Consider the following 26,144-nt stretch of genomic DNA (forward strand, 5'->3'; position numbering starts at 1 on the left):
GATGGCAGAGTCCGATTTTCCCAAGCTCGTCAACCGGCCCGAATGGGCGGCGCTCGCCGACCACCGCGCCGAGGGGCGGCCGCATCTGCGCGAGCTGTTCGCGGCGGACCCCGGCCGCGCCGAGCGGTACGTCGTACGGGTCGGCGACCTGTACATCGACTACAGCAAGCATCTGATCACCGACGAGACCCTGGCCCTGCTCCAGGAACTCGCCACCGCCACGGGCGTGTTCGCGCTGCGCGACGCCATGTTCCGCGGTGAGAGGATCAACGTCACCGAGCAGCGGGCCGTGCTGCACACCGCGCTGCGGGCCGCGCGGGACGCGGTGGTCGAGGTCGACGGCGAGAACGTCGTACCGAAGGTGCACGCCGTGCTGGACAAGATGGCCGGCTTCGCCGAGCGGGTCCGCTCGGGCGAGTGGACCGGTCACACCGGCAAGCGGATCAGGAACGTCGTCAACATCGGCATCGGCGGCTCCGACCTCGGCCCGGCGATGGCCTACGAGGTGCTGCGCCCCTACAGCGCACGGGAGTTGACGTTCCGGTTCGTGTCCAACGTGGACGGCGCCGACCTGCACGAGGCGACCCGGGACCTGGATCCGGCGGAGACCCTGTTCATCGTGGCGTCCAAGACGTTCACCACGATCGAGACGATCACCAACGCGACCTCCGCGCGCACCTGGCTGCTCGACGGACTGGAGGGCGACGACAAGGCGGTCGCGAAGCACTTCGTCGCCCTGTCGACGAACGCCGAGAAGGTCGCCGAGTTCGGCATCGACCCGGACAACATGTTCGAGTTCTGGGACTGGGTCGGCGGCCGGTACTCGTACGACTCCGCGATCGGGCTGTCCCTGATGATCGCGATCGGCCCGGAGCGGTTCCGGGAGATGCTCGACGGCTTCCGGCTGATGGACGAGCACTTCCGCACCGCGCCCGCCGAGGCCAACGCGCCTTTGCTGCTGGGCCTGCTGGGCATCTGGTACGGCAACTTCCACGACGCCCAGTCGCACGCGGTGCTGCCGTACAGCCACTACCTGTCGAAGTTCACCGCGTACCTCCAGCAGCTCGACATGGAGTCCAACGGCAAGTCGGTGCAGCGCGACGGCGAGCCGGTGCAGTGGCAGACCGGGCCGGTCGTGTGGGGCACGCCGGGCACCAACGGGCAGCACGCCTACTACCAGTTGATCCACCAGGGCACCAAGCTGATCCCTGCGGACTTCATCGGCTTCGCCCGGCCCGTCGACGAGCTGAGCGGTGAACTCAAGGCCCAGCACGACCTGCTGATGGCCAACTTCTTCGCCCAGACCCAGGCCCTCGCCTTCGGCAAGACCGCCGAGGAGGTCCGCGCGGAGGGCGTCCCCGAGGAGCAGGTGACGCACCGCACCTTCCGCGGCGACCACCCGACCACGACGGTCCTCGCCACCGAGCTGACCCCGTCCGTGCTCGGCCAGCTGATCGCCCTCTACGAACACAAGGTGTTCGTGCAGGGCGCGGTGTGGAACATCGACTCCTTCGACCAGTGGGGCGTGGAACTGGGCAAGGTCCTCGCCAAGCGCGTCGAGCCCGCCCTGACCGGCGGCGCCGACGTGCCCGGTCTCGACCCGTCCACCAAGACCCTCGTCGCCGCCTACCGCCACCTCAAGAACGCTCAGGAAGTGAACTGACATGCAGCTCGGTCTCATCGGTCTCGGCAAGATGGGCGGCAACATGCGCGAGCGGATCCGCCGCGCCGGCCACACCGTCATCGGCTACGACCGCAATCCCGAGGTCTCCGACGTCAAGTCCCTCGCCGAACTGGTCGAGAAGCTCGACGCGCCGCGCCGCATCTGGGTGATGGTCCCGGCCGGCACCGCCACGCAGACCGTCATCGACGAACTGGGCGACCTGCTGGAGCCCGGCGACACGGTGATCGACGGCGGCAACTCGCGCTGGACCGACGACGAGAAGCACGCCGCCGCCCTCGCCATCAAGGGCATCGGCTTCGTCGACGCCGGTGTGTCGGGCGGCGTGTGGGGGCTCCAGAACGGCTACGCGCTCATGGTCGGCGGTGACAAGGACCATGTGGAGCCCCTGAAGCCCATCTTCGAGGCGCTCAAGCCGGAGGGGCCGTACGGCTATGTGCACGCGGGCCGGGTCGGCGCCGGGCACTTCTCCAAGATGGTCCACAACGGCATCGAGTACGCCATGATGCAGGCGTACGCCGAGGGCTGGGAGCTGCTGGAGAAGGTCCACTCCGTGGAGAACGTCCGCGAGGTGTTCCGCTCCTGGCAGGAGGGCACCGTCATCCGGTCCTGGCTCCTCGACCTCGCGGTCAACGCCCTGGACGAGGACGAGCACCTGGAGAAGCTGCGCGGCTACGCGGAGGACTCCGGTGAGGGCCGCTGGACGGTCGAGGCGGCCATCGACAACGCGGTGCCGCTCCCGGCGATCACCGCCTCCCTGTTCGCCCGGTTCGCCTCGCGGCAGGACGACTCCCCGCAGATGAAGATGATCGCGGCGCTGCGCAACCAGTTCGGCGGCCACGCGGTCGAGAAGAAGGACTGAACCGCTGTGGGGGACCTCCTGCTGGTCCGCCACGGTGAGACGGAGTGGAGCCTGTCGGGCCAGCACACCAGCTGGACCGACCTGCCCCTGACCGAGCACGGCGAGGAACAGGCCAAGTCCCTCGCCCCGCTCCTCACCGACCGGACCTACGCCCTCGCGCTGGCCAGCCCCATGGGCCGCGCGATACGCACCGCCGAACTGGCGGGCCTGACCGGCATCGTGACCGACCCCGATCTGCACGAGTGGGACTACGGCGGCTACGAAGGCGTCACCACCGTCGACATCCACCGCTCGCGCCCCGACTGGGACCTGTGGACCGACGGCGTGCCGCCCGGCCCCGAGGGTCGTCCCGGCGAGTCACCGCAGCAGATCGGCGCTCGCGCCGACCGGGTGCTGACCCGCGTCGACGCCGCGCTCGCCGAGCACGACGGGGACGTCGTCCTCGTCGCCCACGCCCACTTCCTGCGGGTGCTCACCGCCCGCCGCCTGGGCCTGCCGCCCGCCGAGGGACGGCTGTTCCAGCTGGCCACGGCCACGGTCAGCCGACTGTCCACCGAACACGGGCGCCCCGTGATCGCGGAGTGGAACAGACGGCCCTGACGGCTCCTTCACCGCGGCCCGGTTCACCCCTGGTGAGCCGGGCCGCAGTGGTACAGCAGCCGGGTCCGGTCGCCGGGGTCGTAGGCGGTCCGCGGGACGAGCGCACAGTGGGCGACGGTCCAGCGGACCAGTTCCCCGGCCGGGGTGTGTGCCTTGAGGAAAGGCTCCGTCACTATGACGTAGCGCAGCCGCCCGGTGTCCACGAGGCGGTGGAAGGCGATCGGCGCCGGGTACGGGACGCGGCCGGTGAAGCCGCCCATCGGCAGCACGGGCGCGTCGGCGGCGAGTATGTACGGCGCGGCGCTCTGCCAGCCGGGTACGGCGGCCAAATAGCGGGCGCCGTCGCGGTGCGCGGTCAGGTAGGCGAGCAGCCGTCGGTGCTGGGGGCCCAGGGGCGACGGCGCGAAGCCGGCGGGCGTGCTGGTGGGGCCGACCCGGCCGAAGGCGCCGGGCTGGTTGTAGCGCGGGGACAGCGCGGAGGCCGTCCACACGGCCGGGACCAGCAGGACGGCGGCGAGGGCCGTGGCGAGCGCGCCCGGCCGGCGCAGGCCCGCGAGCAGCAGGGCGAGCAGGCCGAGGGCGATCGCGCACGGCGCCGACCAGGGCTGGAAGCGCGGGTACCACCAGGTCAGGGCAGCACACCAGACGACGTCGGCGGCGAGGACGGCGGCGAGCACGCGGGAGCGCCCGGCCCGCACGACGCCCACCGCGGCGAGCGCGGCCACGGCCACCGCGACGACGCCCATGTAGTAGGTGTGGCCGGTGACGCTGCCAAAACTGAAGACGGCGAAGAACGTCACGCCCCACACCCCCCAGAGCACATACCCGGCGAGCAGCCGGTCGGTGCGCGGCGCGCGGCGTCGGCGCAGCGCCAGCAGCCCGCCGACGAGGCCGAGCGCGGCCAGCGGATACAGCCAGCCGGTCTGGGTGGCCAGGCCCGGGCTGAACATCTTCCCGATGCCGTCGCCCATGCCGGGCCCGAGGTGTCCGCCCGCGCGGACCGTGCCGCTCGCCACGATGCTGCCGGTGCCGGCCGCATCGATGCCCATGGTGTGGAAACGGGTCAGGAAGTTGTAGCCGACGACCAGCGCGAACGGCGAGTCGTCGGTGGTCCCGTCGAGGTACGGGCGGGCGCCCGCCGGAGTGAGCGCGACGGCCAGCATCCACGACAGCGACACCGCCACGGTCACCGCCCCGGCCAGGGCGACATGGCCGATACGGCGGCGCGGTGCGGCGGGCGCGGCGACGAGGTACGTCACGGCGAGCGCGGGCAGCACCGCCCACGCCTCCAGCATCTTGCACTGGAAGGCGAGGCCCACCCAGAGGCCCGCGAGCAGCAGGGTGCGTGGGCGGGCGCGCTCGGTGGCCCGCCAGGTGGCCTCGGCGGCCAGCAGCAGAAGCAGCACGAACGGGGCGTCCTCGGTGACGGAGCGCCCGAGGCCCACGGTCACCGGGGTGAGTGTCAGGAACGCGGCGGCCAGCAGCCCCGCGGGCACCCCGGCCCAACGGCGCACCAGCAGATGCAGCAGCAGGACACAGCCCACCATCTCCAGGGCCTGGGGCAGCACCAGCGCCCACGGGTGGAAGCCGAACAGCAGCGCGGAAAGGGCCTGCGGCCACAGGAAGCCGGGCAGCTTGTCCAGCGTGATGGAGCCCGCCGGGTCGAAGGCGCCGTAGAAGAAGTCGGCCGGGTCGCCTGTCATGCTGCGCACCGCGCTCGCGTAGAAGGCGTGGTACGTGCTGTGGCCGAGGCCCCACAGGCACAGGACGGCGGCGAGTACGGCGATGGCGGCGAGCACCGGCCGCTCGTAGCGGTCGGTGCTCGCCGGTATCGGCGGGGCGGGTGCGGTCGGTGGCGGGGCGTGGCTCAGCAGTTGCTGGCCGACGGGGCTGGGCATGAACGGCCTTCCAGGCACACGGGTCGGGTCCGGAACGCTCGGATCCGAACCGCCGGGGAAATGTCCCGGACCGTGCGAGTATCGGCCGCCGTGCCAGGTGACGGTGCACTGTGAAGCCGGATCTCACCGAGGTCTCACCGCGTGCTCACCCCCTCCTTCTCCTGGGTGGCGAGGAAGAGGTGGTAGTCACCCACGGCGGAGGGCGCCGGGGCCCGAGGCGGGTCGGCGAAGTCGGCCCGCCGGCCCGGGAGTCCGAAGTCACCGGCGGCCCCGGGCCCCCTGCTCCTACAATCACCGGCACGCGCACGAGCGCGCCGACCAGGCGTTCCCCGGCCCGAAGGAAAGCGATGACCAGCGTCGAAGAACCGGCACGACCCGGGGTGCGGGTGCGCGACGGCGCCCGCACCAAGGCCGAGATCCTCGACGTGGCCACGCAGGAGTTCGCGCGGGCCGGCTTCGACGGCGCCCGGGTGGACGAGATCGCGGCCCGCACCCGCACCACCAAGCGGATGATCTACTACTACTTCGGCGGCAAGGAGCAGCTGTTCACGGCCGTGCTGGAGCGGGCGTACGGGGTGGTCCGCGAGGCCGAGCAGCAGCTGGACGTCGAGCATCTGGACCCGGTCGCCGGGATCCGGCGGCTGGCCGAGCTGACCTTCGACCACCACGAGCGGCACCCGGACTTCATCCGCCTGGTCAGCATCGAGAACATCCACGACGCCGAGCACATCGCGGCTTCCGAGAAGCTCGGCAGGATCGGCTCCCCGGCCCTGGAGGTGATCCGCCGGATCCTCGCCGCGGGGCAGGAGTCCGGGCTGTTCACGGCCGACGCGGACGCCGTCGACCTGCACGCGATGATCAGCTCGTTCTGCTTCTTCAGGGTCGCCAACCGGCACACCTTCGGCGCCCTGTTCGGCCGGGACCTGGTGGACCCGGCCCGGCGGGAGCGCTACCGCACCATGCTCGGCGACATGGTGATCGCCTATCTCACGGCGGAGCGGGCGGGCGGCTGACGCAGCCTCCCGGACCCTGTCGTACGGACTCCTGGCACCGGAGTGACGCGGGCGCGGCATCCCGGCACCCGCCGAGCCGAGGCGATCGGGCTACGGCGTCGGGTGGCGCGGCTCGTACAGGGCGAGTTCGCCGCCGCCCGGCAGGCGGAGAGCGGTCACCCGGCCCCACCCGGCCTCCTCCACCGGGCGCGTGAACTCCACGCCCTGCTCGGTGAGTCGGCGCCGCGTCGCGTCGAGGTCGTCGCACATCAGCATCAGCTCGTGCGCGGGCTCGCCGTCGGTGGGGTGGAAGGCCACCTCGGTGGGCGGCGCCTTGAAGATGAGCCATCCGCGGCCCGCGTCGACATGCGCCCACCCGAGGGTGTCGCGCAGGAAGGCCCGGTCGGCCTCCGCGTCCCGGCTGTACAGCACCACATGCGCACCGTTGATCACGGGCGTGAGGCTAGTGCGGCGAACGGCGGCGGGACAAGCACCGACCGTCCTCGACCCGCCGCCCGGCTGCCCCGCCCAGCCGCACGGCCGCCCTCACGGGGCCGGGGCCGCCGCCGCGTCGAGCAGGGGCCCGAGTTCCCGTACGGCCGTGGTCAGGGGGTGTACGTCCCGTGCGGCACGGGCCATCAGGATCGCGCCCTCCAGAGTGCTGATCATCAGCGTGGCCAGGGAGTCGGCACGGGCCGCCGGGACGCCCATACCCGCCAGGGCCTCGGCCAGTGGGGTCCGCCAGGTCGTGAAGGCGGCGGCGACGGCCTCCCGGGTCGAGCCGCCGGCGGCGGCGCACTCGACGGTGGCGGCGGCCACCGGGCAGCCCGCCCCGAAGCCGTCCGCCGCGTACTCGTCGGTCCACTGCGCGGCCATCGCCGCGAACAGTCCGCTCGGCGTCGGCTCGTCGAGGCCCGCGACAAAGCGCGCGATCCGCTTGCCGGCGTACCGTCCGGCCCACCCGACCGCCTCGTCGACCAGTTGTTCCTTCCCGCCCGGGAAGTAGTGCTGCAGCGAGCCGCGCGGTGCGCCGGCGTGGGCGGCGACCTCGCGCATGCCGGTGGCGGCGACGCCGTCGCGCCGGATGAGCTGGGCCGCGCTGAAGACCATCCGCTCCCGTGGCCCCCGTCGCGTCTCGCCCATCACCGGCCTCCGTCCCTCGCCGTCCCGGTTCTCATGACCGGCACTCTATGACCGGCGTCATAACAACGGCTACTATGACAGCCGTCATAACCGACTTCCGGAGCGCCCCCGGAGCGAAGGACGGTCCCTGTGCAGGTCGGTTTCATCGGTCTCGGAGTGATGGGCCGGCCCATGGCTCGGCGCCTGCTGTCCGCCGGCACTCCCCTGGTGGTCTGGAACCGGACCCCGGACCGCGCCGCACCCCTGCGCGCGGCCGGTGCCTCGGTCGCCGCGGACGCCGCCGAGGTGTTCGCACGGACGGACGTGGTGCTGCTGATGCTCGCCGACGAAGGAGCCGTCGACGCCGTCCTCGGCCGTGGCACGCCCGACCTCGCCGCACGCGTCGCCGGACGCACCGTCGTCCACATGGGCACCACGTCCCCCGAGTACTCCCAGGCCCTGGAGAGCGAGATCCGCGCCGCCGGCGGCCGGTACGTCGAAGCGCCCGTCTCCGGATCGCGGGTCCCGGCGGAGCAGGGAGAGCTGGTGGCGATGCTCGCCGGAGAGGCGGAGGCGGTGGACGCCGTACGGCCGCTGCTCGCACCGCTGTGCCGGGAGACGTTCGTGTGCGGGCCGGCGCCGGGCGCGCTGCTGATGAAGCTGTCCGTGAACCTCTTCCTGATCACCCTGGTGACCGGGCTGACCGAGGCGTACCACTTCGCCGAGCGGCAGGGCCTGGACCGGCGGCTGTTCCTGGACGTCCTCGACGCGGGCCCCATGTCCAGCGGTATCTCCCGGATGAAGGCACCGAAGCTGCGCGAGCGGGACTTCACGGTGCAGGCGGCCGCCCTGGACGTGCTGAAGAACAACCGGCTGATCGCCGAGGCGGCCCGCGGGGCGCAGCTGGCCTCACCGCTCCTCGACGTGTGTCACGCCCTGTTCGAGGAGACCGTGGCCAACGGGTACGGCGGCGAGGACATGGTCGCCGTACTGCGCGCGATCGAGGCGCGCACCGACAAGGGGCAGGGTCAGCGCCTCGGGACGCCGTAGACCCGGTCGACGCGCAGCCGTACCACGAGGCGGCGGTCGCGGACCATCGCCGCCCGGTACTCGTCCCAGTCCGGGTGTTCGCCGAGGACGTCGCGGTAGAGGCGGATCAGTTCCTCGACGGTGTCGTCCTGGGGGTCCGCGGCGACCGGGGACAGTTCGGCCGTGCCCTCGGCGACGGTGTAGGCCCAGCGGTCGGCGCTGGTGACGTGGTACGAGGCGCGGGGGTCACGGCGCAGATTGCGGGTCTTGGCGCGGTCGTCGGTGACGGAGATCCGGATGATCCGCTCGTCGGGGTCGTAGGCGTGGCTGACGTTGGACAGCTGGGGGCGGCCGTCCTGCTTGAGGGTCACGAGGACCCCGCCGTGGCCCGCCGAAACCAGGGCGAGCAGCGCGTCCTGCGTGGTGTCGTGCGTCATGACTCTCTCAACCCGCCGCGGCGGGCCCCGCATTCCCTCCGCGCCACGCATGGCGTAGACACTGTCTACTAGGTCGCGGTGGCCCTGTCCGCTCTGGTGCAGTCGCTGGCCACGCGGCCGTTCTCCGGGGCGGGGCTCGCCGTCGCCACGGCCCTGCTCGTGCGGCACGAACGCCGAACGGCGAGCCCGCTGCTGCCGCCCTCGGTCGTCGACTCCCGGGCGATCGCGGCGGCGCTCGGCGTCCTCGTCACCGTGTCCGCGGCCCTGTTCGGCGCCCTCTTCGTGGCCACCTACGTCCTCCAACGCCGGCTGGACCTCGACCCGTTGCACAGCGCGCTGCACGCTCTGCCCCTGGCCGTGCTGATGGTGGCGTCCGCCGCGCTGTGCCCGGCGCTGCTGCGCCGCCTCGGTGCGCGCGCCACGACGACGGCGGCGGCGCTGCTCGCGCTCGGTGTCCTCCTGCTGTCCGGGGCCTCGTCCGCGCCGGCGTTCGGCTGCGCGTTCGCGCTGCTGGGCGCGGGGTTCGGCACGGTGCTGACGGCGGCCACCCAGGTGGTCGTACGACGGGCGGAGGTGGCGGTGGCCGGGGTGGCGGGCGGACTGCAGCAGACGGCGCTGAACGTCGGTCCGGCCGTGGGGGTGGCCACGGCCGGTGCGCTGATGGGCGCCGGGACCGGGCCCGCGCTGCTCGCGCTCGCGGCCGTCGCGGCCCTCGGCGTACTCCTGGCCCGTGCGCTGCCCGGGACCGGATCCGGGGCCGGGGGCGTCGCGTCGATCACACACAGCGCCGATGGGCGGGTCCGTGGCGGTGCTCCTGCGGGACGATGACCGGCGGACGACGTCCCGGCGGGCAGCCGGGCAGGCGTCGCGGACCGCACGAGCGGAGGAGAGCGATGGCACCACTGCGGCAGGAAGTCGACCCGGACGAGGCGGGGCTGGACGCCTGGGCGCTGGAGCGCCTGGACCGGCGGGTCGCCGACCACGTCGACGCGGGGCGGCTGCCCGGCTTCCTCCTGGCCCTGTCCCGCGGCGGCCGGATCGCCCACCTCACCGCGTACGGCCACCGCGACACGGCGGCCGGGCTGCCGGTGGAGACGGACACCCTTTGGCGGATCTACTCGATGACGAAGCCGGTCACCGCGGTCGCCGTGCTGCTGCTGGTGGAGGAGGGCCGGCTGGCGCTCGACGACCCGCTGGAGCGCCACCTGCCGGTGTTCGCCGAGCCCGTCGTGTACGAGGGCGGCTCGGGCTCGGACCTGCGCACCCGCCCGGCCGCCGGTCCGATCCTGATCCGCCATCTGCTCACCCACACCGCGGGCCTGACGTTCGGCTTCTACCACCGGCACCCGGTCGACGCCCTCTACCGTGCCTCGGGACTGGAGTACTCCGTCCCGCCGGGCGCCGACCTGGCCGAGACGGTCGAGGTGTACGCGCGGATGCCGTTGCAGTTCGAACCGGGCACCCAGTGGAACTACTCGGTGGCCTCGAACGTGTTGGGCCGGGTCGTCGAGGTGGTGTCGGGGCAGGCGCTGGACGTGTTCCTCACCGAGCGGATCCTGCGTCCGCTCGGCATGAACGACACCGGCTTCCACGTCGAGCCCCGGCAGGCGGGCAGACTGGCCGAGTTGTACGGGGAGACGGACGACGGCGGGATCACCCCCGTACCGGGGCTGCCGGTCCACGGCCGGCCGCGGTTCCTGTCCGGCAGCGGCGGCCTCGTCTCCTGCGCCTACGACTTCCACCGGTTCATGGAGATGCTGCGCCGGGGCGGCGAGCTGGACGACGTGCGGCTTCTGTCCGCGGACACGGTCGCGCTGATGACCCGCAACCAGCTGCCCGGCGACGCGGTCCTGCGTTCCTTCGGCGCCCCGGTCCACCAGGAGCCCGGCAACGACGGGCTCGGCTTCGGCTTCAACGTGTCGGTGGTGACCGATCCGTCCCGCACCCTGTCCCCCTCCGGGCGCGGCACCTACGGCTGGACCGGCGCGGCCACGACCGCGTTCTGGGTCGATCCGGCGCACGAGTTGACGGTGCAGTTCATGACGCAGGTACGCCCGAAGACGCTGAAGATCTTCCCGGAGCTGCGGCGGCTGGTGCACGAGGCGCTGGTGGACTGACCGGCTCGGCGTCCGCCGCCCGTGGGGGAGGCGGCGGGCGCCGAGCCGGACGGACGGAGGGCCGGCCGATCGTTCTCAGGAACCGTGGGCGACGGCGTCCAGATGCGGCAGGATGTGGTCCAGCCGCTCCCGCTTGGTGCGCAGATAGGTGATGTTGCTCTCGCACGGCTCGATGAGCAGCGGCACCTGCTCGGCGACCTGGATGCCGTCCCGTACCAGCGCCTCCCGCTTGCGCGGGTTGTTGGACATCAGGCGCACCGAGCGCACCCCGAGGTCGCGCAGGATCTCGGCCGCGACACCGTAGTCACGGGCGTCCACGGGCAGGCCGAGCGCGAGGTTCGCCTCCACCGTGTCCAGGCCCTCGGCCTGCAGCGCCATCGCGCGCAGCTTGGCCAGCAGCCCGATGCCACGGCCCTCGTGCCCCCTCAAGTAGACGACGATCCCGCTGCCTTCGGCGACGACCGCGCGCAGTGCCGACGCCAGCTGGTCGCCGCACTCGCAGTGCCGGGAGCCGAACGCGTCCCCGGTCAGGCACTCCGAATGCAGCCGGGTCAGCACGTTCTCGCTGCCGATCTCGCCGTACACCAGGGCCACTTGCTCGTCACCGCGGTCGTGGTCCAGGTAGCCGATCGCCTGGAATTTCCCGTACACGGTGGGCAGCGGTGCATTCACCACGCGTTCCGCGCCCGAACGGCGCGGGGACTTCTTGCCGAGTACGCCGAGGTTGACGCCGGTGTTTTCTGTCATGATCTGATTCCTAAGCAGAGACGAAAGGCCGTGGAATGATGAGTGGTTCGGGCGCGCGGGCGGCGGCAAGCGGAGCGTTGTACGGTGTGATGCCGACGGACACCACGCAGGACGTGTCGGCGCGGGGGGCGGACGTTTCAGCACAGGTCGCCGTCCTTCCCGTCGGCAGTTTCGAACAGCACGGTCCGTTCCTTCCGCTGGCGACCGACACGCTCGTGGCCTGTGCCGTGGCGCAGGAGATCGCCGCCTCGTACCCCGTGCACCTCCTTCCTCCCGTGACGGTCTCCTGCTCGCACGAGCACGCCCGGTGGCCGGGGACCGTCAGCATCTCGGCCGTGACCCTCCACGCGGTGGTCTCGGACATCGCGGCGTCGCTGCGCGGCTCGGGCGTCGACGCGCTCGTCGTGGTCAACGGGCACGGCGGCAACTACGTCCTGGGCAACGTCGTCCAGGAGGCCTCCGCGCGCGGTGAGCGGATGGCGCTGTTCCCGGGCGCCGAGGACTGGGAGGCGGCACGGGAGCGGGCGGGGGTGCGCACCTCGCTGCTCACCGACATGCACGCCGGTGAAATCGAGACCTCGATTCTGCTGCACGCTCATCCCGAATTCGTCCGCCCTGGTCACGAGTCCGCCGATTTCACTGCTGACGACCGTCGTCATCTGCTCACCGTGGGAATGTCCGCCTATACCGAATCGGGCGTCATCGGCCGTCCTTCCTTGGGTTCGGCGGAAAAGGGGAAGGCACTGCTGGCGAGCCTGGCGGAATCCTTCGAGCCGTATTTCGCGTTGCTCACCTCCGCGCGGGGACACTGAGGGTCTGCGGCGTACCGGCGCACCGCGAGGACGACGGCGCCGGGCAGGCTCGCCACGAGGCTGAGCACGCCGTACACGACGGCGACGGCGACACCGGTGCTCGCGCCGAGTCCCGCGGCGCCGAACGCCCAGGCGGTCACGCCCTCGCGGGGGCCGAAGCCGCCGACGTTCAGCGGCAGTCCCATGGCGACCAGGGCGAGGACGGCGAGCGGGACCAGCGCCGCGACGGGGGCGGCGGAGCCGGCGACCCGGGCGGCCACGACGAACGTCGCCAGGTGTCCGGCCAGGACGACGGCGGAGGACAGCGCGATGCCCGGTCCGTTCCGGCGGGACATCAGGCACCGGCGTACCTCGCCGAGGGCGGTGCCGAGGCGCCCGGCCCGGCGGGAGGGCGCACGGTTCATGCGGACGGCGAGGCCTACGGCGAGTGCGCCGGCCAGCGCGAGCGCCAGCGGCGCCACGAGGTCGCGGGCGTCGGCGCGGACCGGGGACGGCAGGGTCGGCAGCACCGCCGCGGCGAACACGGCCAGCGCGATCTGCCCCGCGACGCGTTCCAGGACGACCGCTTTGACGCCGCGCCGTAGATCACCGGCGCTCTGTCCGTGCCGGACCGCGCGGTGCACGTCGCCGAGGATCCCGCCGGGCAGTGCCGCGTTCAGGAACAGCGCCCGGTAGTAGTCGGCGACGGCGGCTCCGAGCGGCAGCCGGATGCGCAGGCCGCGGGCCACCAACTGCCAGCGCCAGGCGCTGAGCACGGTGGTGACCAGGCCGATGGCGAGCGCGACCAACACCGTCGCGGTGTCGATCCGCCGCAGCCCGTCGAGCAGCACCCCGGTACCGAGCCGCCACAGCAGCGCGCCGAGGATGACCACGCCGACGAAGGTGCCGAAGTGCGTACGCAGGGCGCGCGCTCCGGGGCGCCGGGGGGCGGGGGCCTGTTCGGCTTCGGGCGCGGGGTCGGGGGACGGCGGCCGGGGATGCGACGGGGCGGACTCCGGGAGCGGGGGCGCGGTCCCGGGCAGCGGGGACGCCGGTCCCCGACCCGCCGGTGCCGCTCCGGCCGCCGCGGGGGGCGGTTCGTCGAGTCCGGCGCCGGGGTTGTGAGCCGTGCGGCCCGTGCCCGCGTTCTGCACGCGCGCGTGGAGCGTCCCGGCGCCGTACACGCACACGCCCGCCGGGCCGGCGTCGGACACGCGCGCGTGGGCCGTGCCCGTGGGCGTCACGCGCGCGTGGCCGCCCGTGCCGGTGACCCGGCGTTCCGGCTCCGTCGCGGCCGGCCGCGTCGTCATGACGCCCCGTCCGTCGGCCGGGGCAGGGCCAGCAGATCACTGTGGTGGACCACGACCCGCAGCCCGCCGGCCGCGCAGGCGGCGAGCCTGTCCCGCAGATAGCGCTCGGCGCGGTCGGTCAGCTCGGGCCGCTCCTCCACGGCGGCGCCCACCCAGCCGCGCAGCCACTGCTCGGTCAGCGCCGCCTGCTCGGGGCCGAGCCGCCACGGGCTCGGGTGCACCCGTACGGCGGCGCCGCGTGCGGCGAACGCCTCACCGGCCACGCCGACCGCGTCCGGGCCGAGCAGTCCCGCGCGCCGCTGATGGGCGTCGAACGCCTCGGCGATCTCCGCGTCCAGCGGGTCGGCCGGGGTGAGTTCGACGCGTCCGACGACGGACAGCGTGAGCAGTGCGGGGCAGCCCGCGCCCACGCAGGCGTCGGCGAGGGAACCGACCTCGTCGCGGGTGAGGACGTCGAGCAGTGCGGAGGCGGTGACCAGCGAGGCGCCGGCCAGCGCGTCCGACGTCAGCCGGGCCACGTCGCCGCGCCGCGTCTCGACGGTGACGCCGCTGCCGTCGGCGGCGGTGCGCGGGGAGGCCACGGCGGCGAAGTGCAGCAGGTAGGGGTCGTGGTCGTGCAGGACCCAGTGCTGGGCGCCGTCGAGGCGCGGCGCGAGCCAGCGGCCCATCGAGCCGGTGCCGCAGCCCAGGTCGTGCACGGCCAGTGCGCCGGTGCGGCCCGGCAGGTCGGCCAGCCGGACCCGCAGCGGAGCCAGCAGGGCCTGCGCCCGGGCGGCCGCGTCGGCCGGTTCCCTGAGCCGCAGCCATTCGGGGGCGTACCGCGGCGCTTCCTCGGGTTCGCCGTCCCGCAGCCGTACGGTGGCCCGCTCGCCGGAACGCCCGACGGGCCCGGCCCCGGCGACGACCGAGGAGTCCGTCCCGCCCGCCCCGTGAGCCGGGCGGGACGCCATGCCGTTCGTCGTGGTCTCCGGCGTGCTCATGCCGCCCTCCTCGGGGCTTCGGGGAGCCGGGCGAGGACTCCGGCCAGGCTGCGGGCGGTGGCGGCCCAGCCGTCGAGCGCGGCGCGGCGGCCACGGGCCGCGGCCTTGAGCCGGCGGCGCACGTCGGGCTCGCCGAACCAGCCGCGCAGTTCGGCGGCGAACGCGGCCGGGTCCTCCGGCGGGACGAGGATGCCGGGCACCCCGCCGTCGGGGGCGCGGCCGACCGCCTCCGGCACTCCGCCCACGTCGGTGGCGAGCACCGGGATGCCGCGGGCCAGGGCTTCGGTGACGGCCATGCCGTAGGTCTCCGCGTAGGAGGTGAGGACCATCAGGTCGGCGGCGGCGTACACGGCGTCGAGGTCCGCCCCGCAGCGCGGGCCGGTCAGGCGCACCCGGTCGGTGAGGCCGCGGCGGTCGATGAGGGCCCGCAGCCGGTCGACGTAGGCCGGGTCGTGGCCGAGTCCGCCGACCAACTCGCAGGTCCAGGGCAGGTCCTGGACCGCCGCGAGTGCCTCCACGAGCCGGTGCTGCCCCTTGCGCGGGGTGACGGCGGCCACGCACAGCAGCCGGGAGACGCCGTCGGTGCCGGGCGCGAGCGGCGCGATGTCGGCGCCGGGCGTGGCGGCATGCACCCGTTCCGGGGCGAGTCCGTGGTGGGCGACGAGCCGGCGCACCGCCCAGTCGCTGGTCGCGACGACCGCGGGGACGGCGCGCAGCACGGCGCGTTCGCGGGCGTCGAGGTCGGCGGCGTCGGCCGGGGCGAGGCCGGTCTCGTCGCCGAGCGGCAGATGGACGAGGACGGCCAGGCGCAGCCGGTCGGTGTGCGGGGCGACCAGCTCGGGGACGCCGCAGGCGACGAGCCCGTCCAGCAGGACGACCGCGTCGTCCGGCAGGGCGTCCAGGGTGCGGGCGAGGTGGTCCCCGGCGGTCCGGTCGGGGCGCGGCCAGGTGCCGGGCACGGTGTGCCGGGCGACCTCCCAGCCGAAGCCGGGCAGGTCCAGGCAGATCCGGCGGTCGTAGGCGTTGCCGCCGCTGGGCGCGGCCGGGTCGTCGACGCCGCCCGGCAGGACGAAGTGCACGGTGCGCAGCGACATGGGGACGATTCCCGCCTCCTCGACGGCGGTGGGCCGGGCGTCGGCGGTGGGCTGGGCCGGCACGTACGTCAGGCGCGCCCGCTGTGTGGTCGCCCCGGTCACAGGCCACGCTCGTAACTCGCCCAGGCGATGTGCGACTCGTGCAGGGTGACCGCGATGCCGGCGAGCCCCCTGGCGCCCTCGCCGAGTGCGCCCTTGTGGACGCGTTCGGCGAGCCGGTCGGCGATGACCTTGGCGAGGAACTCGGTGGAGGTGTTGATGCCGGCGAACTCGGGTTCGTCGTCGAGGTTGCGGTAGTTCAGCTCGGCGGTGATGCCCCCCAGTTCCTGCGTGGCCAGGCCGATGTCGACCACGATGTTGTCCTCGTCCAGCTGCTCGCGGCGGAAGGTGGCGTCCACGAGGAACGTGGCGCCGTGCAGGCGCTGCGCGGGCCCGAACACCTCGCCGCGGAAGCTGTGGGCGATCATGATGTGATCGCGGACGGTGATGCTGAACAACGGACGACCCTCCAGGTACGACGCGTCTGGTCCCCCTGTCCTTACCCGGCGGGGGATGCCGTGTAGTACGGCTCTTCGCTTCCCCGCGTTCAGCCCTGTCTCACTCTTTTCTCAGGTCAGACCCGTCTCGGCGTACCGGATCCGGTGGCACAGGGCGGGAATCTCGCCCGCCGCGAGCTTCGGCATGACCTCCGGGAGTTGCTCGAAAGCGCTCTCCCCGGTGATGAGGGCGTCCAGTGCCGGGTCGGCGAGCAGGTCGAGGGCGAGCGCCATCCGGTCGGCGTAGTCGCGGCCGGGCCGGGCGGCCGGCGAGACGGTGCCGACCTGGCTGCTGCGCAGGGTGAGCCGGCGGGAGTGGAAGGCCTCGCCGAGCGGCAGGGCGACGCGCCGGTCGCCGTACCAGCTCAGCTCGACGACGGTGCCCTCGGGGGCGAGGAGCTGCAGGGCGCGGGTGAGGCCGGCTTCGCTGGCGCTGGCGTGCACGACCAGGTCGCAGTCGCCGAGGGCGTCGGCGGGTGTCGCGAAGTCCACGCCGAGCGCCTCGGCGGTCTTGGCGCGGGCCGGGTCGGCGTCGACGAGCTGCAGCCGGACGCCGGGGAAGCGGGCGAGCAGGGCGGCCACCGAGCAGCCGACCATGCCGCCGCCGACCACCGCGATCCGGTCGCCGATCAGCGGCGTCGCGTCCCACAGGGCGTTCACGGCGGTCTCCACGGTCCCGGCGAGCACGGCCCGCGAGGCGGGCACCCGCTCGGGCACGACGGTCACGGCGTTCACCGGAACGACGTAGCGGCTCTGATGCGGATACAGGCAGAAGACCGTACGCCCGATCAGCTCAGCCGGGCCCTCCTCCACCGTGCCGACGCTGAGGTAGCCGTACTTCACCGGGCCCGGGAAGTCGCCCTCCTGGAACGGCGCGCGCATCACGGCGTGTTGGCTGTGCGGCACTCCGCCGCCGAAGACGAGGGTCTCCGTGCCGCGGCTCACCCCGGAGTACAGGGCGCGTACCAGGACCTCGCCCTCGGCGGGAGCCGCGAGGGTGAGGTCGCGCAGCTCGCCGTGGCCGGGTGAGCGCAGCCAGAACGCGCGGGCCGAGCGGTTCATCGGCATCCTCCTGAACAGTAGGCAAGTTGTTCACGTACCGAGAAGTGCACAGGCCGCGCACAGTACGCGGCGTGATCGACTCTGTCACTCGGCCGGAGGGTGTGCGGTGGCCCTGAACAACACATATGACGCGAGGCCCCAGCAGGAGACCGCTGTGGGAGCGGGCGTGCAGCTGCTGCTGCTCGCCCTGCTCGGCATGGCGATAGGCATGGGGCCGGCCGGCTGGCTGACGGGGCTGGCATTCGCGTTCGCCACCTGGGCGGTGCTGTCCCGCGCCCTGCACCGTTCCTGCCTGCGCACCTTCGGCCCCGCGAACCGTGTCACGCTCGGCCGGGCGACCCTGGTGGGCGGGGTGACCGCGCTGGTCGCGGACTCCTTCGAGAGCGCGCCGCCGGTGACCCTGCTGGTCGGTCTGACCGCGGTCGCGCTGCTTCTGGACGGCGTCGACGGCAAGGTGGCCCGCCGCACCGGTACGTCGACGGCGCTCGGCGCCCGCTTCGACATGGAGGTCGACGCGTTCCTGATCCTGGTGCTGAGCGTGTACGTGGCCATGCAGCTCGGGCCGTGGGTGCTGCTGATCGGCGGGATGCGCTACGCCTTCCTCGCCGCGGCCCGTCTGGCCCCCTGGCTGAACGCCCCGCTGCCGCCGTCCTTCGCCCGCAAGACCGTCGCCGCGGTCCAGGGCATCGCCCTGCTCCTGGCGGGCGCCGAGCTGCTCCCCCACCTGGCCAACCTCGCGGTCGTGACGGTGGCCCTGGGCTCGCTGCTGTGGTCCTTCGGCCGGGACGTGCGCTGGCTGTGGCGTACCTCCCGCACGCCCGTGGAGGCGCCGGTCACGGCGGAGTTGCTGGAGCTGGCGGCGCGCTGACGTCGGACCCCGGCACGGCGCGGGGCCCGGACCGGGTTGCCGGTCCGGGCCCCGTGCCATCGGTTTCGGGGGGTTACGACCGTGCGCCTCGGCTGCGCAGGAGCGCGAACGCGGCGGCCGCGAGGCCGAGGACACCGACGACGAGCCCGGCGATGCCGAGTCCGCGGGCGGTGGAGTCGCTCGCGTCGGCCGCCGTGGTGGTGGCGGCGGCGGTCTTGGCGGGCGCGGGTGCGGCACTGGCGTCACCCGACGTCAGCTTCAGCACCGGGGCGGGGTTCTCCGGCTCGTCGCCGCCGGTCGGCTCCTCGATCCAGCGCACGACCTTGCCGTCGGAGTAGGTCTGCAGTGTCTTGAAGACCAACCGGTCGGTGTTGTCGGGCAGTTGGCCGAAGGCGACGTCGAAGTCCTCGTACTGCCCGGCGCCGATCCTCCCTCCGCTGAAGGTGATCTCGGAGGCCGCCTCGGTGATGGTGCCGTCGTCGGTCTTGACCGGCGTCTTGAGCTTGGTGGTGGTCACCTTGGCGGTCCAGCCGTCCTGCGGGTGGACGAGGACGCCGAGGACGGGGTGGTCGGTGGGCAGGAAGACCTGCACCTTGGTGGTGGAGGCGGTGTCCTCCTCGTTGGGGACCCGGAAGGTCAGCACGCCGTCGGTGGCTCCCTCGGCGTAGCTGTCGGGGTGGACGGTGACATGCGCGAAGGCGGCACCGGCGGCGAGCAGAACGGTGGTGGTGGCGACGGCGGCGACGGTTCCGGCACGGCGCACGGTGAGACGTGTTGCGGACATGGGTGAGTCGATCTCCGTACGAGTGACGTGTGGGACAGGGTCGGTCAGTGCGAGTACGGGATCGGGGCCGGGGGTCCGCGCCGGCTGACGGTGTGCCGCAGCAGGGTCGGGCGGGGTGCTTCGGGGGCGGCCGGGACACGCGGGCCGCGGCCGGCGGGGGCGGGCAGCGGGGTGTCGCGCCACCAGGCGGTGAGGCCGGGCAGGAGGGTCGCGGCCCGGCGCAGCAGCGACCACAGGGCGGCCTCGCCGCGCCGCAGCCACCAGGAGGCGACCAGCGCGGCGAGGAGATGGGCGGCGGTGGCGTGCACGGTGTTGTGCGGGTGGGCCGGGGCTGCCGTGTGGATGTGCATGGCGGCCATGGCGTGGCCCGGCATGGCTGCCATGTGGGGGACGGCCGTCCGCCCGGTGCCGCGGTGGGCGGCGTCGAAGCCGAGGTGCAGGCCGGCCTGGGTGAGCAGCATGGCGGTGCCGATGCCGGACAGCGACCGCTCCCGTTCGCCCAGTACCCAGCCGAGGGCGAGTACGGCGAGGAACCCGGCCGCGTCGGCCCACAGCGGCGGCATGTCGCCCATGGCGAGTCCGTGCCCGGCGGCAGCGAGCAGCACGCACACCGCGGCGAACACGGCGGCGCGCAGTCCTCTCACCGCCGGGGACGCGCTCATGGTGAGGGATCCTCCCACGTCCGTGTCGTACGTGGGGGACGGACGCCGTGTTCAAACGCCGGATGCGCGGCCGCACGTCCACGGGGGCCCCGCTACCCGTCCACAGGGCCCCGCCGTACGGTCTCGCGCCCCATGGAGAGTTGCGGTCGCCGCCGGCCCGCGGGCGTCGTCGCCGCCGTCACCGCGAGTGCGCCGAGCAGGGCGAGCACGGCGGCCGGGGCGAGGACCGTCCAGGGGGCGCGTTCGGCGTAGGGCTGGTTCTCGGCGAGGAGGTGGCCCCATTCGGGGGACGGCGGCTGGGCGCCGAGGCCGAGGAAGCCGAGCGAGGCGAGGGCGAGGGCGGTGCCGGGCAGCCGCAGCAGGGCGTGCCGGGTGACGGGCGGGAGGACGGCGGGCAGCAGTTCGTGGCGCAGCAGGTACCAGCGGCCGGCGCCGAGTGCGCGGGTGGCGGTCAGGTGCAGGGCCGCGCGTTCCTGCCGCAGCAGGGCGGAGGTGTGCGCGGCCAGCGGGGCCCAGGCCACGGCGGCGACGGCGAGTGCGGGGGTGGCGGGGCCGCCGCCGGCGACGGCGGTGACGAGAAGCGCGGCGAGCACCGGCGGCACGGCGTTGACGGTGTCCACGAGCGGCCCGGACAGCCGGGGCAGCAGTCCGAGCAGCAGCCCGGCGAGCAGCGTGGCGGCGCTGATGGCGAGGGCGAGCAGGAGGGTGTCGAGAGCGCCGTGGGCGATGCGGGCGAGCAGGTCGCGGCCGAGTGCGTCGGTGCCGAACGGGTGGGCGGCCGAGGGGTGTCGGAGGCGGGCGCGGGTGTCCACGGCGAGCGGGTCGCGGGGCAGTCCGGCACCGAGGACGGCCAGCAGGGCGGCGGCGAGGACGAGGGGCGTCCCGCGCCGGGTGGATCCGGCGGGGCGGTGCAGGGCGGGCAGGGCGCCGTCGCGCAGCGCGGGGCCGATGAGCAGCCGCATGCCGAGCCGGGCGAGGCCGGCGGCGAGGGCCGCGAGGAGCACCAGGGCGAGGGTGCCGGTCTGCAGGACGGGCAGGTCCTGGGCGAGGGCGGCCTGGAGGGTGGTGCGCCCGAGTCCGGGGATGTCGAAGATCTGCTCGACGGCGACGGCGCCGCCGGTCATGCCGACGACGAACAGCGCGGTGTTGGGCAGCAGTCCGGGCAGTACGCGCCGCACCGCCTGCCGGGCGATCCGCCGCGCGGGCAGTCCGCGGGCCACGGCGGCCCGCACCCAGGGTTCGGCGAAGGCACCGGGCAACTGGTCGTCCAGGAGCCGGCCGAGGACGGCGCCGACGGGCAGGCCGAGGGCGAGGGCGGGCAGCACGGTGTACTGCGGCCCGTACCAACCGAGGGCGGGCAGCCAGCCGAGCTGTACGCCGACGACGGTGGCGAGGACGGAGGCGGTGAGGAACTCCGGAAGCGCGGCGAGCACGGCGGAGCCGGTGCCGCCGGACCGGTCCCGGCCGCCGTGGCTCAGGGTGCGGGCGCACACCGCGGCGGCGGTGCAGACGGCGAAGCACAGGGCGACGGCCATCAGCAGCAGGGAGGCGCCGAGCGCCTGGAGGACGGTCGGCCCGACGTCGGCGCCGGAGATCCAGGACCGCCCGGCGTCCCCGCGCGCCAGCCCGCCGAGCCATCGTCCGAGCAGCCCCAATGGCCCCTCGTCCAGGTGCAGTTGCCCGCGGATGGCGGCCAGGACCTCGGGGTCCGGGTCGCGGTCCTGGGCGCGGGCCTTGAGGACGGTGAGCGCGGGATCGGTGCGCGCGAGCCACGGCAGCAGCCCGATCCCACACACCAGGGCACCGGCGAGCGTGCCTCGCCACAGCAGGGTGCGCATCGCTCAGCGCCGGGTGCCGGTGCCGATGAGGGTGCGCTCGTACGGGTCGAGGAGCACTCCCTCGACCGCGCTGCCGACGCCGGTGACGACACGCTGGTGGACCAGCGGTACGACGGTGTCGGTGCCGAGGATCGCGGCCTCGGCGCGCAGCGCGGCGGTCCGCCGCTCGGCGGGGTCGGCTGCGCGCTCGGCGGCGGCGACGGCCCGGTCGACGGCGCGGTCGCACAGCAGGGCCAGGTTGTAGCCGCCGTCGCAGGTGTAGTCGCCGGCGAGGACGGCGACGGGGTCGCCGGTGTCGACGAGGCTGTTGCGGGCGAGCACGAAGGCGTCGAACTTCCCGGCGAGCGCGTCGCTCTCCAGCCGGGAGTACTCGCGCACGACGAGCTTCACCCGGAATCCGGCCTTCTCCAGCTGCTGCTTCAACACCTGGGCGACTTCGGGGAGTTCGGGCCGGTTGTCGTAGGTGGCGAGGGTGACGGCCGTCCCGTCGGCCCGCTTCGCGGCGGCCCTGCCCTGCGGCCGGAGGTGCTTGCCCTCGGCCCAGGTGACGGCGGGCCCGTAGATCCCGGCTCCGCGATCCGCGTGCCCCTCGTACACGCCCCGGGCGAGGCCGGAGGTGTCGACGGCGGCGCGGGCGGCGGCCCGCAGCCCGGCGTCCCGGAACGGCCCGGAACGGGAGTTGAGCAGCAGGCTGGTCGTGCGCGCGGTGGCGGTCTCCCGGCGCGTCGCCTTCGCGAGGGTGGCGGCCTGGGCGACGGGCACCGCCTCGGCGATGTCGGTGTCACCGCTGCGCAGGGCGTTGGTGCGGGCGGTGCCGTCGGCGATGAAGCGGACGTCGATGCCGGTGGCCCGGGCACGGCCGCCCCAGTAGCCGTCGTACCGGTCGAGGGTCGCGGAGGTGGTGCCGTTCACCTTCTTCAGCACGAAGGGTCCGGTGCCGCTGCCGACCGGGTCGACGGCGCCCTTGTGCGCGTACGCCCGGGCGGACAGCACGGCGAGGCCGGGGCTGGACAGGCGCAGCGGCAGGATGGGGTCGGGCCGGCCGGTGGTGATGCGCACCCGGTGCCGGTCGACGGCCTGGGCGGTGAGCGAGATCCCGGACATGGCGGCCGGGGCGGGCTCGGCCCGGCCGGCTCGGGCGAGCGAGGCGGCGACGGTCTGCGCGGTGACGTCGGTCCCGTCGTGGAAGGTGGCCTCGCGCAGCGTGAAGAGCCAACTGCGGGCGCCCTCCTGCCGCCAGGAGGAGGCGAGGGCGGGCGCGGCGGCACCGTTGCCGCCGAGGGCCGTCAGCGACTCGGTGATGCCGAGCCGGCTGAGGATGGTGCCGTCGGCGCCGTACGGGGAGAGCTGCTCGGCGGGCGGAAAGGCGAGCGCTACCCGCAGCCGAGCGGCGCCTCCGGCGCGACCGTCGGCCGCGCCGGAGGCGAAGCAGCCCGCCAGCACGGGGGTGAGCAGAAGGGCGGCGAGCAGCCGGGGGCGTCGCAGGGGGCGCGGGAAAGACATGGTCCTCGGTTCGGGTCGTACAGGCGAAGGTCAGCCAAAGATTACATGACAATCATTTTCATCAATCCGCGCTCCCCACCCTCAGGGGCAGCTCGAAATGCACGATCCCCTGCCCACCGCCGGGTTCCTCGCGCTCGTCGAGCACGACCTTGCCCAGCGAACTCCAGAACGCCTCGGCACCGGGCACGGCCGGATCGGTGTGCAGGTAGACGGCCCGGTACCCTCCGTCGGCGGCGGCGAACTCCAACAGCCGCCCCACGAGTTCACGCGCGATCCCCCGCCGCCGGTGCCCGGGCCGCACGTACACCCGGCGCAACTGAGCGGTCGTCCCCGACGGATACCGCTCCGCCAGCCAGCCCGGATTCGGCGGACACCCCGGCCCCCGCGCATCCAGTGCCCCGGTCCCGACCACCTCTCCCCCCTCGTCGACCGCGACGAGCAACGTGTGCCGCGCGGACCCGAGATAGGCCCGCTCCGGATCCACGACGTCCCCGTGCCACCGGGGCACGTACCCGGTCCCGAAGTCCCGGTAGACGGTGTCGAGCATGACGGACCTGGCACCGTCGAGGTCGGTGAGCAATGCTGGCCTGATGCAGATTGAGCGCACTTGCACATCATATGCAGTAAGTCGCCAGGAATGATCACCGCACCCGACGCCGCGCGCACCACAGGGCCGGGCGGCTCCTCGCGGATTTCCAGAAGAGCTCGTTCTCGGGTTCCCAGTCGGTGATGTCCCGGCCGGGCCGGTACTGGGCGAGGTCGTAGTCGTACGGCTGCGGCTGCCCGGCGACCTTCGTCGTCGCTTCGTGTACGGCAGGCATGGCTGTTCCAGGTGGTGTGAGGTCTGAACCTTTCTTCTTCAGCGTCCTCCGATGGGAAAGGGCAGGTCAGGGGCGTTGGTCGACTCTTGGTGCCGACCTTGGGCCCACCCGCCGACCTGCCGTTGGCCCCGGGCGGCCGGGGCGCGCCGGGCCCGGCTCAGGCGGCCCGGCGCGACCGGCCGCGGTGGACGCGGACGATGTCCGCGTACCGGTGGCCGCTGCCCTTGATCGTGCGCACCTGGGTGCGGTAGTCGACATGGACGAGGCCGAACCGCTTGTCATAGCCGTACGCCCACTCGAAATTGTCCAGCAGGGACCAGGCGAAGTAGCCGGCCAGCGGGGCTCCCTTGCGGGCGGCGGAGGCACAGGCGGCCAGATGGGTCTCCAGGTAGTCCTGGCGCTCGGGATCGTCGACGCTGCCGTCGGGGCGGACCACGTCGGGGAAGGCGGAGCCGTTCTCGGTGACGTAGATCTTCCGGGCGCCGTACTCCTCGGTGAGCCGCAGCAGCAGGGTCTCGATGCCGCTCGCGTCGATCTCCCAGTCCATGCCGGTCCGCGGCACGCCCTCGCGGCGCACCGAGCGGACGTACGGCGCCGGCCCTTCGGGGGCGTCGGTGACGTACGCCGGGAAGTAGTAGTTCAGGCCGAGCCAGTCCAGGGGCGTCGCGATCGTCGCCAGGTCGCCTTTGCGGAGCGGGAGTTCGACACCGTACGTCTCGACCATGTCGGCCGGGAAGCCGCGGCCGTGCACCGGGTCGAGCCACCAGCGGTTGACATGGCCGTCGTGGCGGTGGGCGGCCGCGACGTCCTCGGGGCGGTCCGAGGCCGCGTGCACGGTGGAGAGGTTGTTGACGATGCCGACCTGCGCGCCCGGGGCGGCGGCGCGGATCGCCTGGGTGGCGAGGCCGTGGCCGAGCAGCAGATGGCAGGAGGCGCGTACGGCGGCGGTCAGGTCCGTCCAGCCGGGGGCCATCTTGCCCTCCAGGTGGCCGATCCACGCCGAGCAGCTGGGCTCGTTGAGGGTGGCCCACAGCCTCACGCGGTCGCCGAGGCGGGCGGCGACGGCCGAGGCGTACTCGGCGAGCGCGAAGGCGGTGTCCCGCTCGGGCCAGCCGCCGCGGTCCTGCAGCACCTGCGGCAGGTCCCAGTGGTAGAGCGTGACGGACGGGGTGATGCCCGCCTCCAGCAGGGCGTCCACCAGCCGGTCGTAGAAGGCGAGGCCCTCGGCGTTGACCAGGCCGGTGCCGCCGGGCAGCACGCGGGGCCAGGAGAGGGAGAGCCGGTAGGCGTTGACGCCGAGCCGCCGCATCAGGGCGAGGTCCTCGCGCCAGCGGTGGTAGTGGTCGCAGGCGACGTCGCCGGTGTCGCCGTTCGCGATCTTCCCCGGGGTGTGCGAGAAGGTGTCCCAGATCGAGGGCGTACGGCCGTCCTCGGCGACGGCTCCCTCGATCTGGTACGCCGCGGTGGCCGTGCCCCACAGGAAGTCGTGCGGGAGGGCGGCGAGGTCGATGCGTTCGGACACGGAAGTCCCTTCGGGGTACGGGGTGTCGCTCACTCGGGTCACTTGACGGCACCTGCCGTCAGGCCGGTGACGAGATAGCGCTGCAGCAGCAGGAAGCCGGCCACCACGGGCACGCTGACGACCAGCGAGGCGGCCATGATCTGGTTCCAGTAGACGTTGTAGAGGGTGGAGTAGCCCTGGAGGCCGACGGCGAGGGTGCGGGTGGTGTCGTCGGTCATGACGGATGCGAAGAGCACCTCGCCCCACGCGGTCATGAAGGCGTAGACGGCGACCGCGACGATGCCGGGGATCGCGGCCGGTACGACGATCCTCAGCAGCGCGCCGAGCGGGCCGCAGCCGTCGACCAGCGCCGCCTCGTCCAGGTCGCGCGGCACCGAGTCGAAGTAGCCGATCAGCATCCAGATGGAGAACGGCAGCGAGAAGGTGAGGTAGGTGAGGATCAGGCCGCCGCGGGAGCCGAACAGGGCGATGCCGGTGGCGTTGCCGATGTTGACGTAGAGCAGGAACAGCGGGAGCAGGAAGAGGATGCCCGGGAACATCTGCGTCGACAGCACGGTCACCGTGAACACCCGCTTGCCGCGGAATTCGTAGCGGCTGACGGCGTAGGCGGCGAACACCGCGATGACGACCGAGAGGATCGTCGCCGCGCCCGCCACGATCACCGAGTTCATGAAGTACTTCGCGAGCGGGACCGTCGACCAGATGTCGATGTACGGCCGGACGGTCAGGCCGCTCGGCAGCCAGCGGAACTTGCCGGTCACGTCCGCGAGCGGCTTCAGCGAGCTGGAGACCATCACGTACACGGGGATCAGCACGAACCCGGTGAGCAGGGTCAGGAAGATCCGCCGGGACCACAGGAACGAGCGCGGCGGCGCCATCGGTGAGCGG

26 protein-coding genes and 1 pseudogene are annotated in these 26,144 nt (G+C 73.5%); 9 read left to right on the forward strand and 18 right to left on the reverse strand.

Annotated features, from left to right (window positions below; genetic code table 11):
* Position 1 precedes the first annotated feature (1 nt).
* From pgi to AQI95_RS22655, 3 genes are read left to right on the forward strand one after another with little or no spacing between them, the layout of a single operon-like run.
* Positions 2–1,663: a glucose-6-phosphate isomerase gene (pgi, locus tag AQI95_RS22645; RefSeq protein WP_067126610.1), complete on the forward strand. Its 1,662-nt coding sequence runs from the start codon at positions 2–4 to the stop codon at positions 1,661–1,663.
* A 1-nt stretch (position 1,664) separates the two neighbouring features.
* The gene (gene gnd / locus AQI95_RS22650; protein ID WP_067126613.1) at positions 1,665–2,543 is read left to right on the forward strand and encodes a phosphogluconate dehydrogenase (NAD(+)-dependent, decarboxylating); all 879 of its coding nucleotides are present in this window, start codon (positions 1,665–1,667) and stop codon (positions 2,541–2,543) included.
* 6 nt (positions 2,544–2,549) lie between these two features.
* Entirely contained in the window at positions 2,550–3,143 is a 594-nt protein-coding gene (locus AQI95_RS22655; protein WP_067126616.1) for a histidine phosphatase family protein, read from the forward strand.
* A 23-nt stretch (positions 3,144–3,166) separates the two neighbouring features.
* Here AQI95_RS22655 and AQI95_RS22660 read toward each other — a convergent pair whose 3' ends face one another.
* On the reverse strand, positions 3,167–5,041 hold the full coding sequence (locus AQI95_RS22660) for an ArnT family glycosyltransferase (RefSeq protein WP_067126620.1): 1,875 nt from the start codon (positions 5,039–5,041) through the stop codon (positions 3,167–3,169).
* A gap of 347 nt (positions 5,042–5,388) precedes the next feature.
* Between AQI95_RS22660 and AQI95_RS22665 the strand changes: the two genes are divergently transcribed.
* The gene (locus tag AQI95_RS22665; protein ID WP_067126623.1) at positions 5,389–6,054 is read left to right on the forward strand and encodes a TetR/AcrR family transcriptional regulator; all 666 of its coding nucleotides are present in this window, start codon (positions 5,389–5,391) and stop codon (positions 6,052–6,054) included.
* A gap of 90 nt (positions 6,055–6,144) precedes the next feature.
* Here the strand turns inward: AQI95_RS22665 and AQI95_RS22670 are convergent, their stop codons facing one another.
* Both AQI95_RS22670 and AQI95_RS22675 read right to left on the reverse strand, forming a co-directional pair.
* Positions 6,145–6,486, reverse strand: a complete 342-nt coding sequence (locus AQI95_RS22670; protein ID WP_067126626.1) for a VOC family protein — start codon at positions 6,484–6,486, stop codon at positions 6,145–6,147.
* 93 nt (positions 6,487–6,579) lie between these two features.
* The gene (locus tag AQI95_RS22675) at positions 6,580–7,176 is read right to left on the reverse strand and encodes a TetR/AcrR family transcriptional regulator (protein WP_067126628.1); all 597 of its coding nucleotides are present in this window, start codon (positions 7,174–7,176) and stop codon (positions 6,580–6,582) included.
* A gap of 129 nt (positions 7,177–7,305) precedes the next feature.
* Here AQI95_RS22675 and AQI95_RS22680 point away from each other — a divergent pair, with 129 nt between their 5' ends.
* Positions 7,306–8,205 (forward strand): NAD(P)-dependent oxidoreductase, encoded by a 900-nt coding sequence (locus tag AQI95_RS22680; protein WP_067126631.1) that lies wholly within the window; start codon positions 7,306–7,308, stop codon positions 8,203–8,205.
* Here AQI95_RS22680 and AQI95_RS22685 read toward each other — a convergent pair.
* Positions 8,184–8,621, reverse strand: coding sequence for a PPOX class F420-dependent oxidoreductase (locus tag AQI95_RS22685; RefSeq protein WP_067126634.1), 438 nt, complete (start codon positions 8,619–8,621; stop codon positions 8,184–8,186). The genes AQI95_RS22680 and AQI95_RS22685 overlap by 22 nt on opposite strands.
* A gap of 78 nt (positions 8,622–8,699) precedes the next feature.
* On the opposite strand from AQI95_RS22685, the gene AQI95_RS22690 reads away from it, so the two are divergent.
* Entirely contained in the window at positions 8,700–9,449 is a 750-nt protein-coding gene (locus AQI95_RS22690; protein WP_079071401.1) for an MFS transporter, read from the forward strand.
* Between the two features lie 65 nt (positions 9,450–9,514).
* Entirely contained in the window at positions 9,515–10,738 is a 1,224-nt protein-coding gene (locus AQI95_RS22695) for a serine hydrolase domain-containing protein (protein WP_067126637.1), read from the forward strand.
* Between the two features lie 75 nt (positions 10,739–10,813).
* On the opposite strand, the gene ribA is transcribed toward AQI95_RS22695, so the two are convergent.
* Complete coding sequence (gene ribA, locus AQI95_RS22700) at positions 10,814–11,485, reverse strand: GTP cyclohydrolase II (protein WP_067126640.1); 672 nt, start codon at positions 11,483–11,485, stop codon at positions 10,814–10,816.
* Positions 11,486–11,523: 38 nt separating this feature from the next.
* On the opposite strand from ribA, the gene AQI95_RS45055 reads away from it, so the two are divergent.
* Positions 11,524–12,297, forward strand: a complete 774-nt coding sequence (locus AQI95_RS45055; RefSeq protein WP_425264893.1) for a creatininase family protein — start codon at positions 11,524–11,526, stop codon at positions 12,295–12,297.
* Between the two features lie 53 nt (positions 12,298–12,350).
* Here AQI95_RS45055 and AQI95_RS22705 read toward each other — a convergent pair.
* The 5 genes and pseudogenes from AQI95_RS22705 to AQI95_RS22725 form a co-directional block, all read right to left on the reverse strand.
* Positions 12,351–13,586 (reverse strand): annotated as a pseudogene (locus tag AQI95_RS22705) (lysylphosphatidylglycerol synthase transmembrane domain-containing protein); the annotation flags it as partial.
* Positions 13,583–14,536 (reverse strand): class I SAM-dependent methyltransferase, encoded by a 954-nt coding sequence (locus tag AQI95_RS22710; RefSeq protein WP_067127453.1) that lies wholly within the window; start codon positions 14,534–14,536, stop codon positions 13,583–13,585. The pseudogene AQI95_RS22705 and the gene AQI95_RS22710, both read right to left, overlap by 4 nt.
* 26 nt (positions 14,537–14,562) lie before the next feature.
* On the reverse strand, positions 14,563–15,762 hold the full coding sequence (locus AQI95_RS22715) for a glycosyltransferase family 4 protein (RefSeq protein WP_067126643.1): 1,200 nt from the start codon (positions 15,760–15,762) through the stop codon (positions 14,563–14,565).
* Positions 15,759–16,157 carry a 6-pyruvoyl trahydropterin synthase family protein gene (locus AQI95_RS22720; protein WP_067126646.1) on the reverse strand — a complete coding sequence of 133 codons (399 nt, stop codon included), beginning with the start codon at positions 16,155–16,157 and terminating at the stop codon, positions 15,759–15,761. Before AQI95_RS22720 ends, AQI95_RS22715 begins: the two co-directional genes overlap by 4 nt.
* A gap of 111 nt (positions 16,158–16,268) precedes the next feature.
* Positions 16,269–17,258 (reverse strand): zinc-dependent alcohol dehydrogenase, encoded by a 990-nt coding sequence (locus tag AQI95_RS22725; RefSeq protein ID WP_067126649.1) that lies wholly within the window; start codon positions 17,256–17,258, stop codon positions 16,269–16,271.
* A 106-nt stretch (positions 17,259–17,364) separates the two neighbouring features.
* Here AQI95_RS22725 and AQI95_RS22730 point away from each other — a divergent pair, with 106 nt between their 5' ends.
* Positions 17,365–18,126: a CDP-alcohol phosphatidyltransferase family protein gene (locus tag AQI95_RS22730; RefSeq protein ID WP_067126652.1), complete on the forward strand. Its 762-nt coding sequence runs from the start codon at positions 17,365–17,367 to the stop codon at positions 18,124–18,126.
* 73 nt (positions 18,127–18,199) lie between these two features.
* Here AQI95_RS22730 and AQI95_RS22735 read toward each other — a convergent pair whose 3' ends face one another.
* The 8 genes from AQI95_RS22735 to AQI95_RS22770 all read right to left on the reverse strand — a co-directional run bounded on the left by AQI95_RS22735 (position 18,200) and on the right by AQI95_RS22770 (position 26,134).
* Positions 18,200–18,910, reverse strand: a complete 711-nt coding sequence (locus AQI95_RS22735; protein WP_067126655.1) for a YcnI family protein — start codon at positions 18,908–18,910, stop codon at positions 18,200–18,202.
* A gap of 44 nt (positions 18,911–18,954) precedes the next feature.
* Complete coding sequence (locus AQI95_RS22740) at positions 18,955–19,572, reverse strand: hypothetical protein (protein WP_067126659.1); 618 nt, start codon at positions 19,570–19,572, stop codon at positions 18,955–18,957.
* Between the two features lie 92 nt (positions 19,573–19,664).
* A complete protein-coding gene (locus tag AQI95_RS22745; RefSeq protein WP_067126662.1) occupies positions 19,665–21,410 on the reverse strand; it encodes an ABC transporter permease subunit in 1,746 nt (581 codons plus the stop codon).
* A 3-nt stretch (positions 21,411–21,413) separates the two neighbouring features.
* Positions 21,414–22,913, reverse strand: coding sequence for an ABC transporter substrate-binding protein (locus tag AQI95_RS22750; RefSeq protein ID WP_067126665.1), 1,500 nt, complete (start codon positions 22,911–22,913; stop codon positions 21,414–21,416).
* 61 nt (positions 22,914–22,974) lie between these two features.
* Positions 22,975–23,526, reverse strand: a complete 552-nt coding sequence (locus AQI95_RS22755) for a GNAT family N-acetyltransferase (RefSeq protein WP_425264894.1) — start codon at positions 23,524–23,526, stop codon at positions 22,975–22,977.
* 28 nt (positions 23,527–23,554) lie between these two features.
* The gene (locus AQI95_RS22760; protein ID WP_067126671.1) at positions 23,555–23,734 is read right to left on the reverse strand and encodes a hypothetical protein; all 180 of its coding nucleotides are present in this window, start codon (positions 23,732–23,734) and stop codon (positions 23,555–23,557) included.
* A gap of 157 nt (positions 23,735–23,891) precedes the next feature.
* On the reverse strand, positions 23,892–25,256 hold the full coding sequence (locus AQI95_RS22765) for a GH1 family beta-glucosidase (protein WP_067126674.1): 1,365 nt from the start codon (positions 25,254–25,256) through the stop codon (positions 23,892–23,894).
* 38 nt (positions 25,257–25,294) lie between these two features.
* Entirely contained in the window at positions 25,295–26,134 is an 840-nt protein-coding gene (locus AQI95_RS22770) for a carbohydrate ABC transporter permease (RefSeq protein WP_067126678.1), read from the reverse strand.
* Positions 26,135–26,144: the final 10 nt, after the last annotated feature.

It is taken from the genome of Streptomyces yokosukanensis (genome assembly GCF_001514035.1).
In the GTDB taxonomy this organism is placed as follows: Bacteria; Actinomycetota; Actinomycetes; order Streptomycetales; family Streptomycetaceae; genus Streptomyces; species Streptomyces yokosukanensis.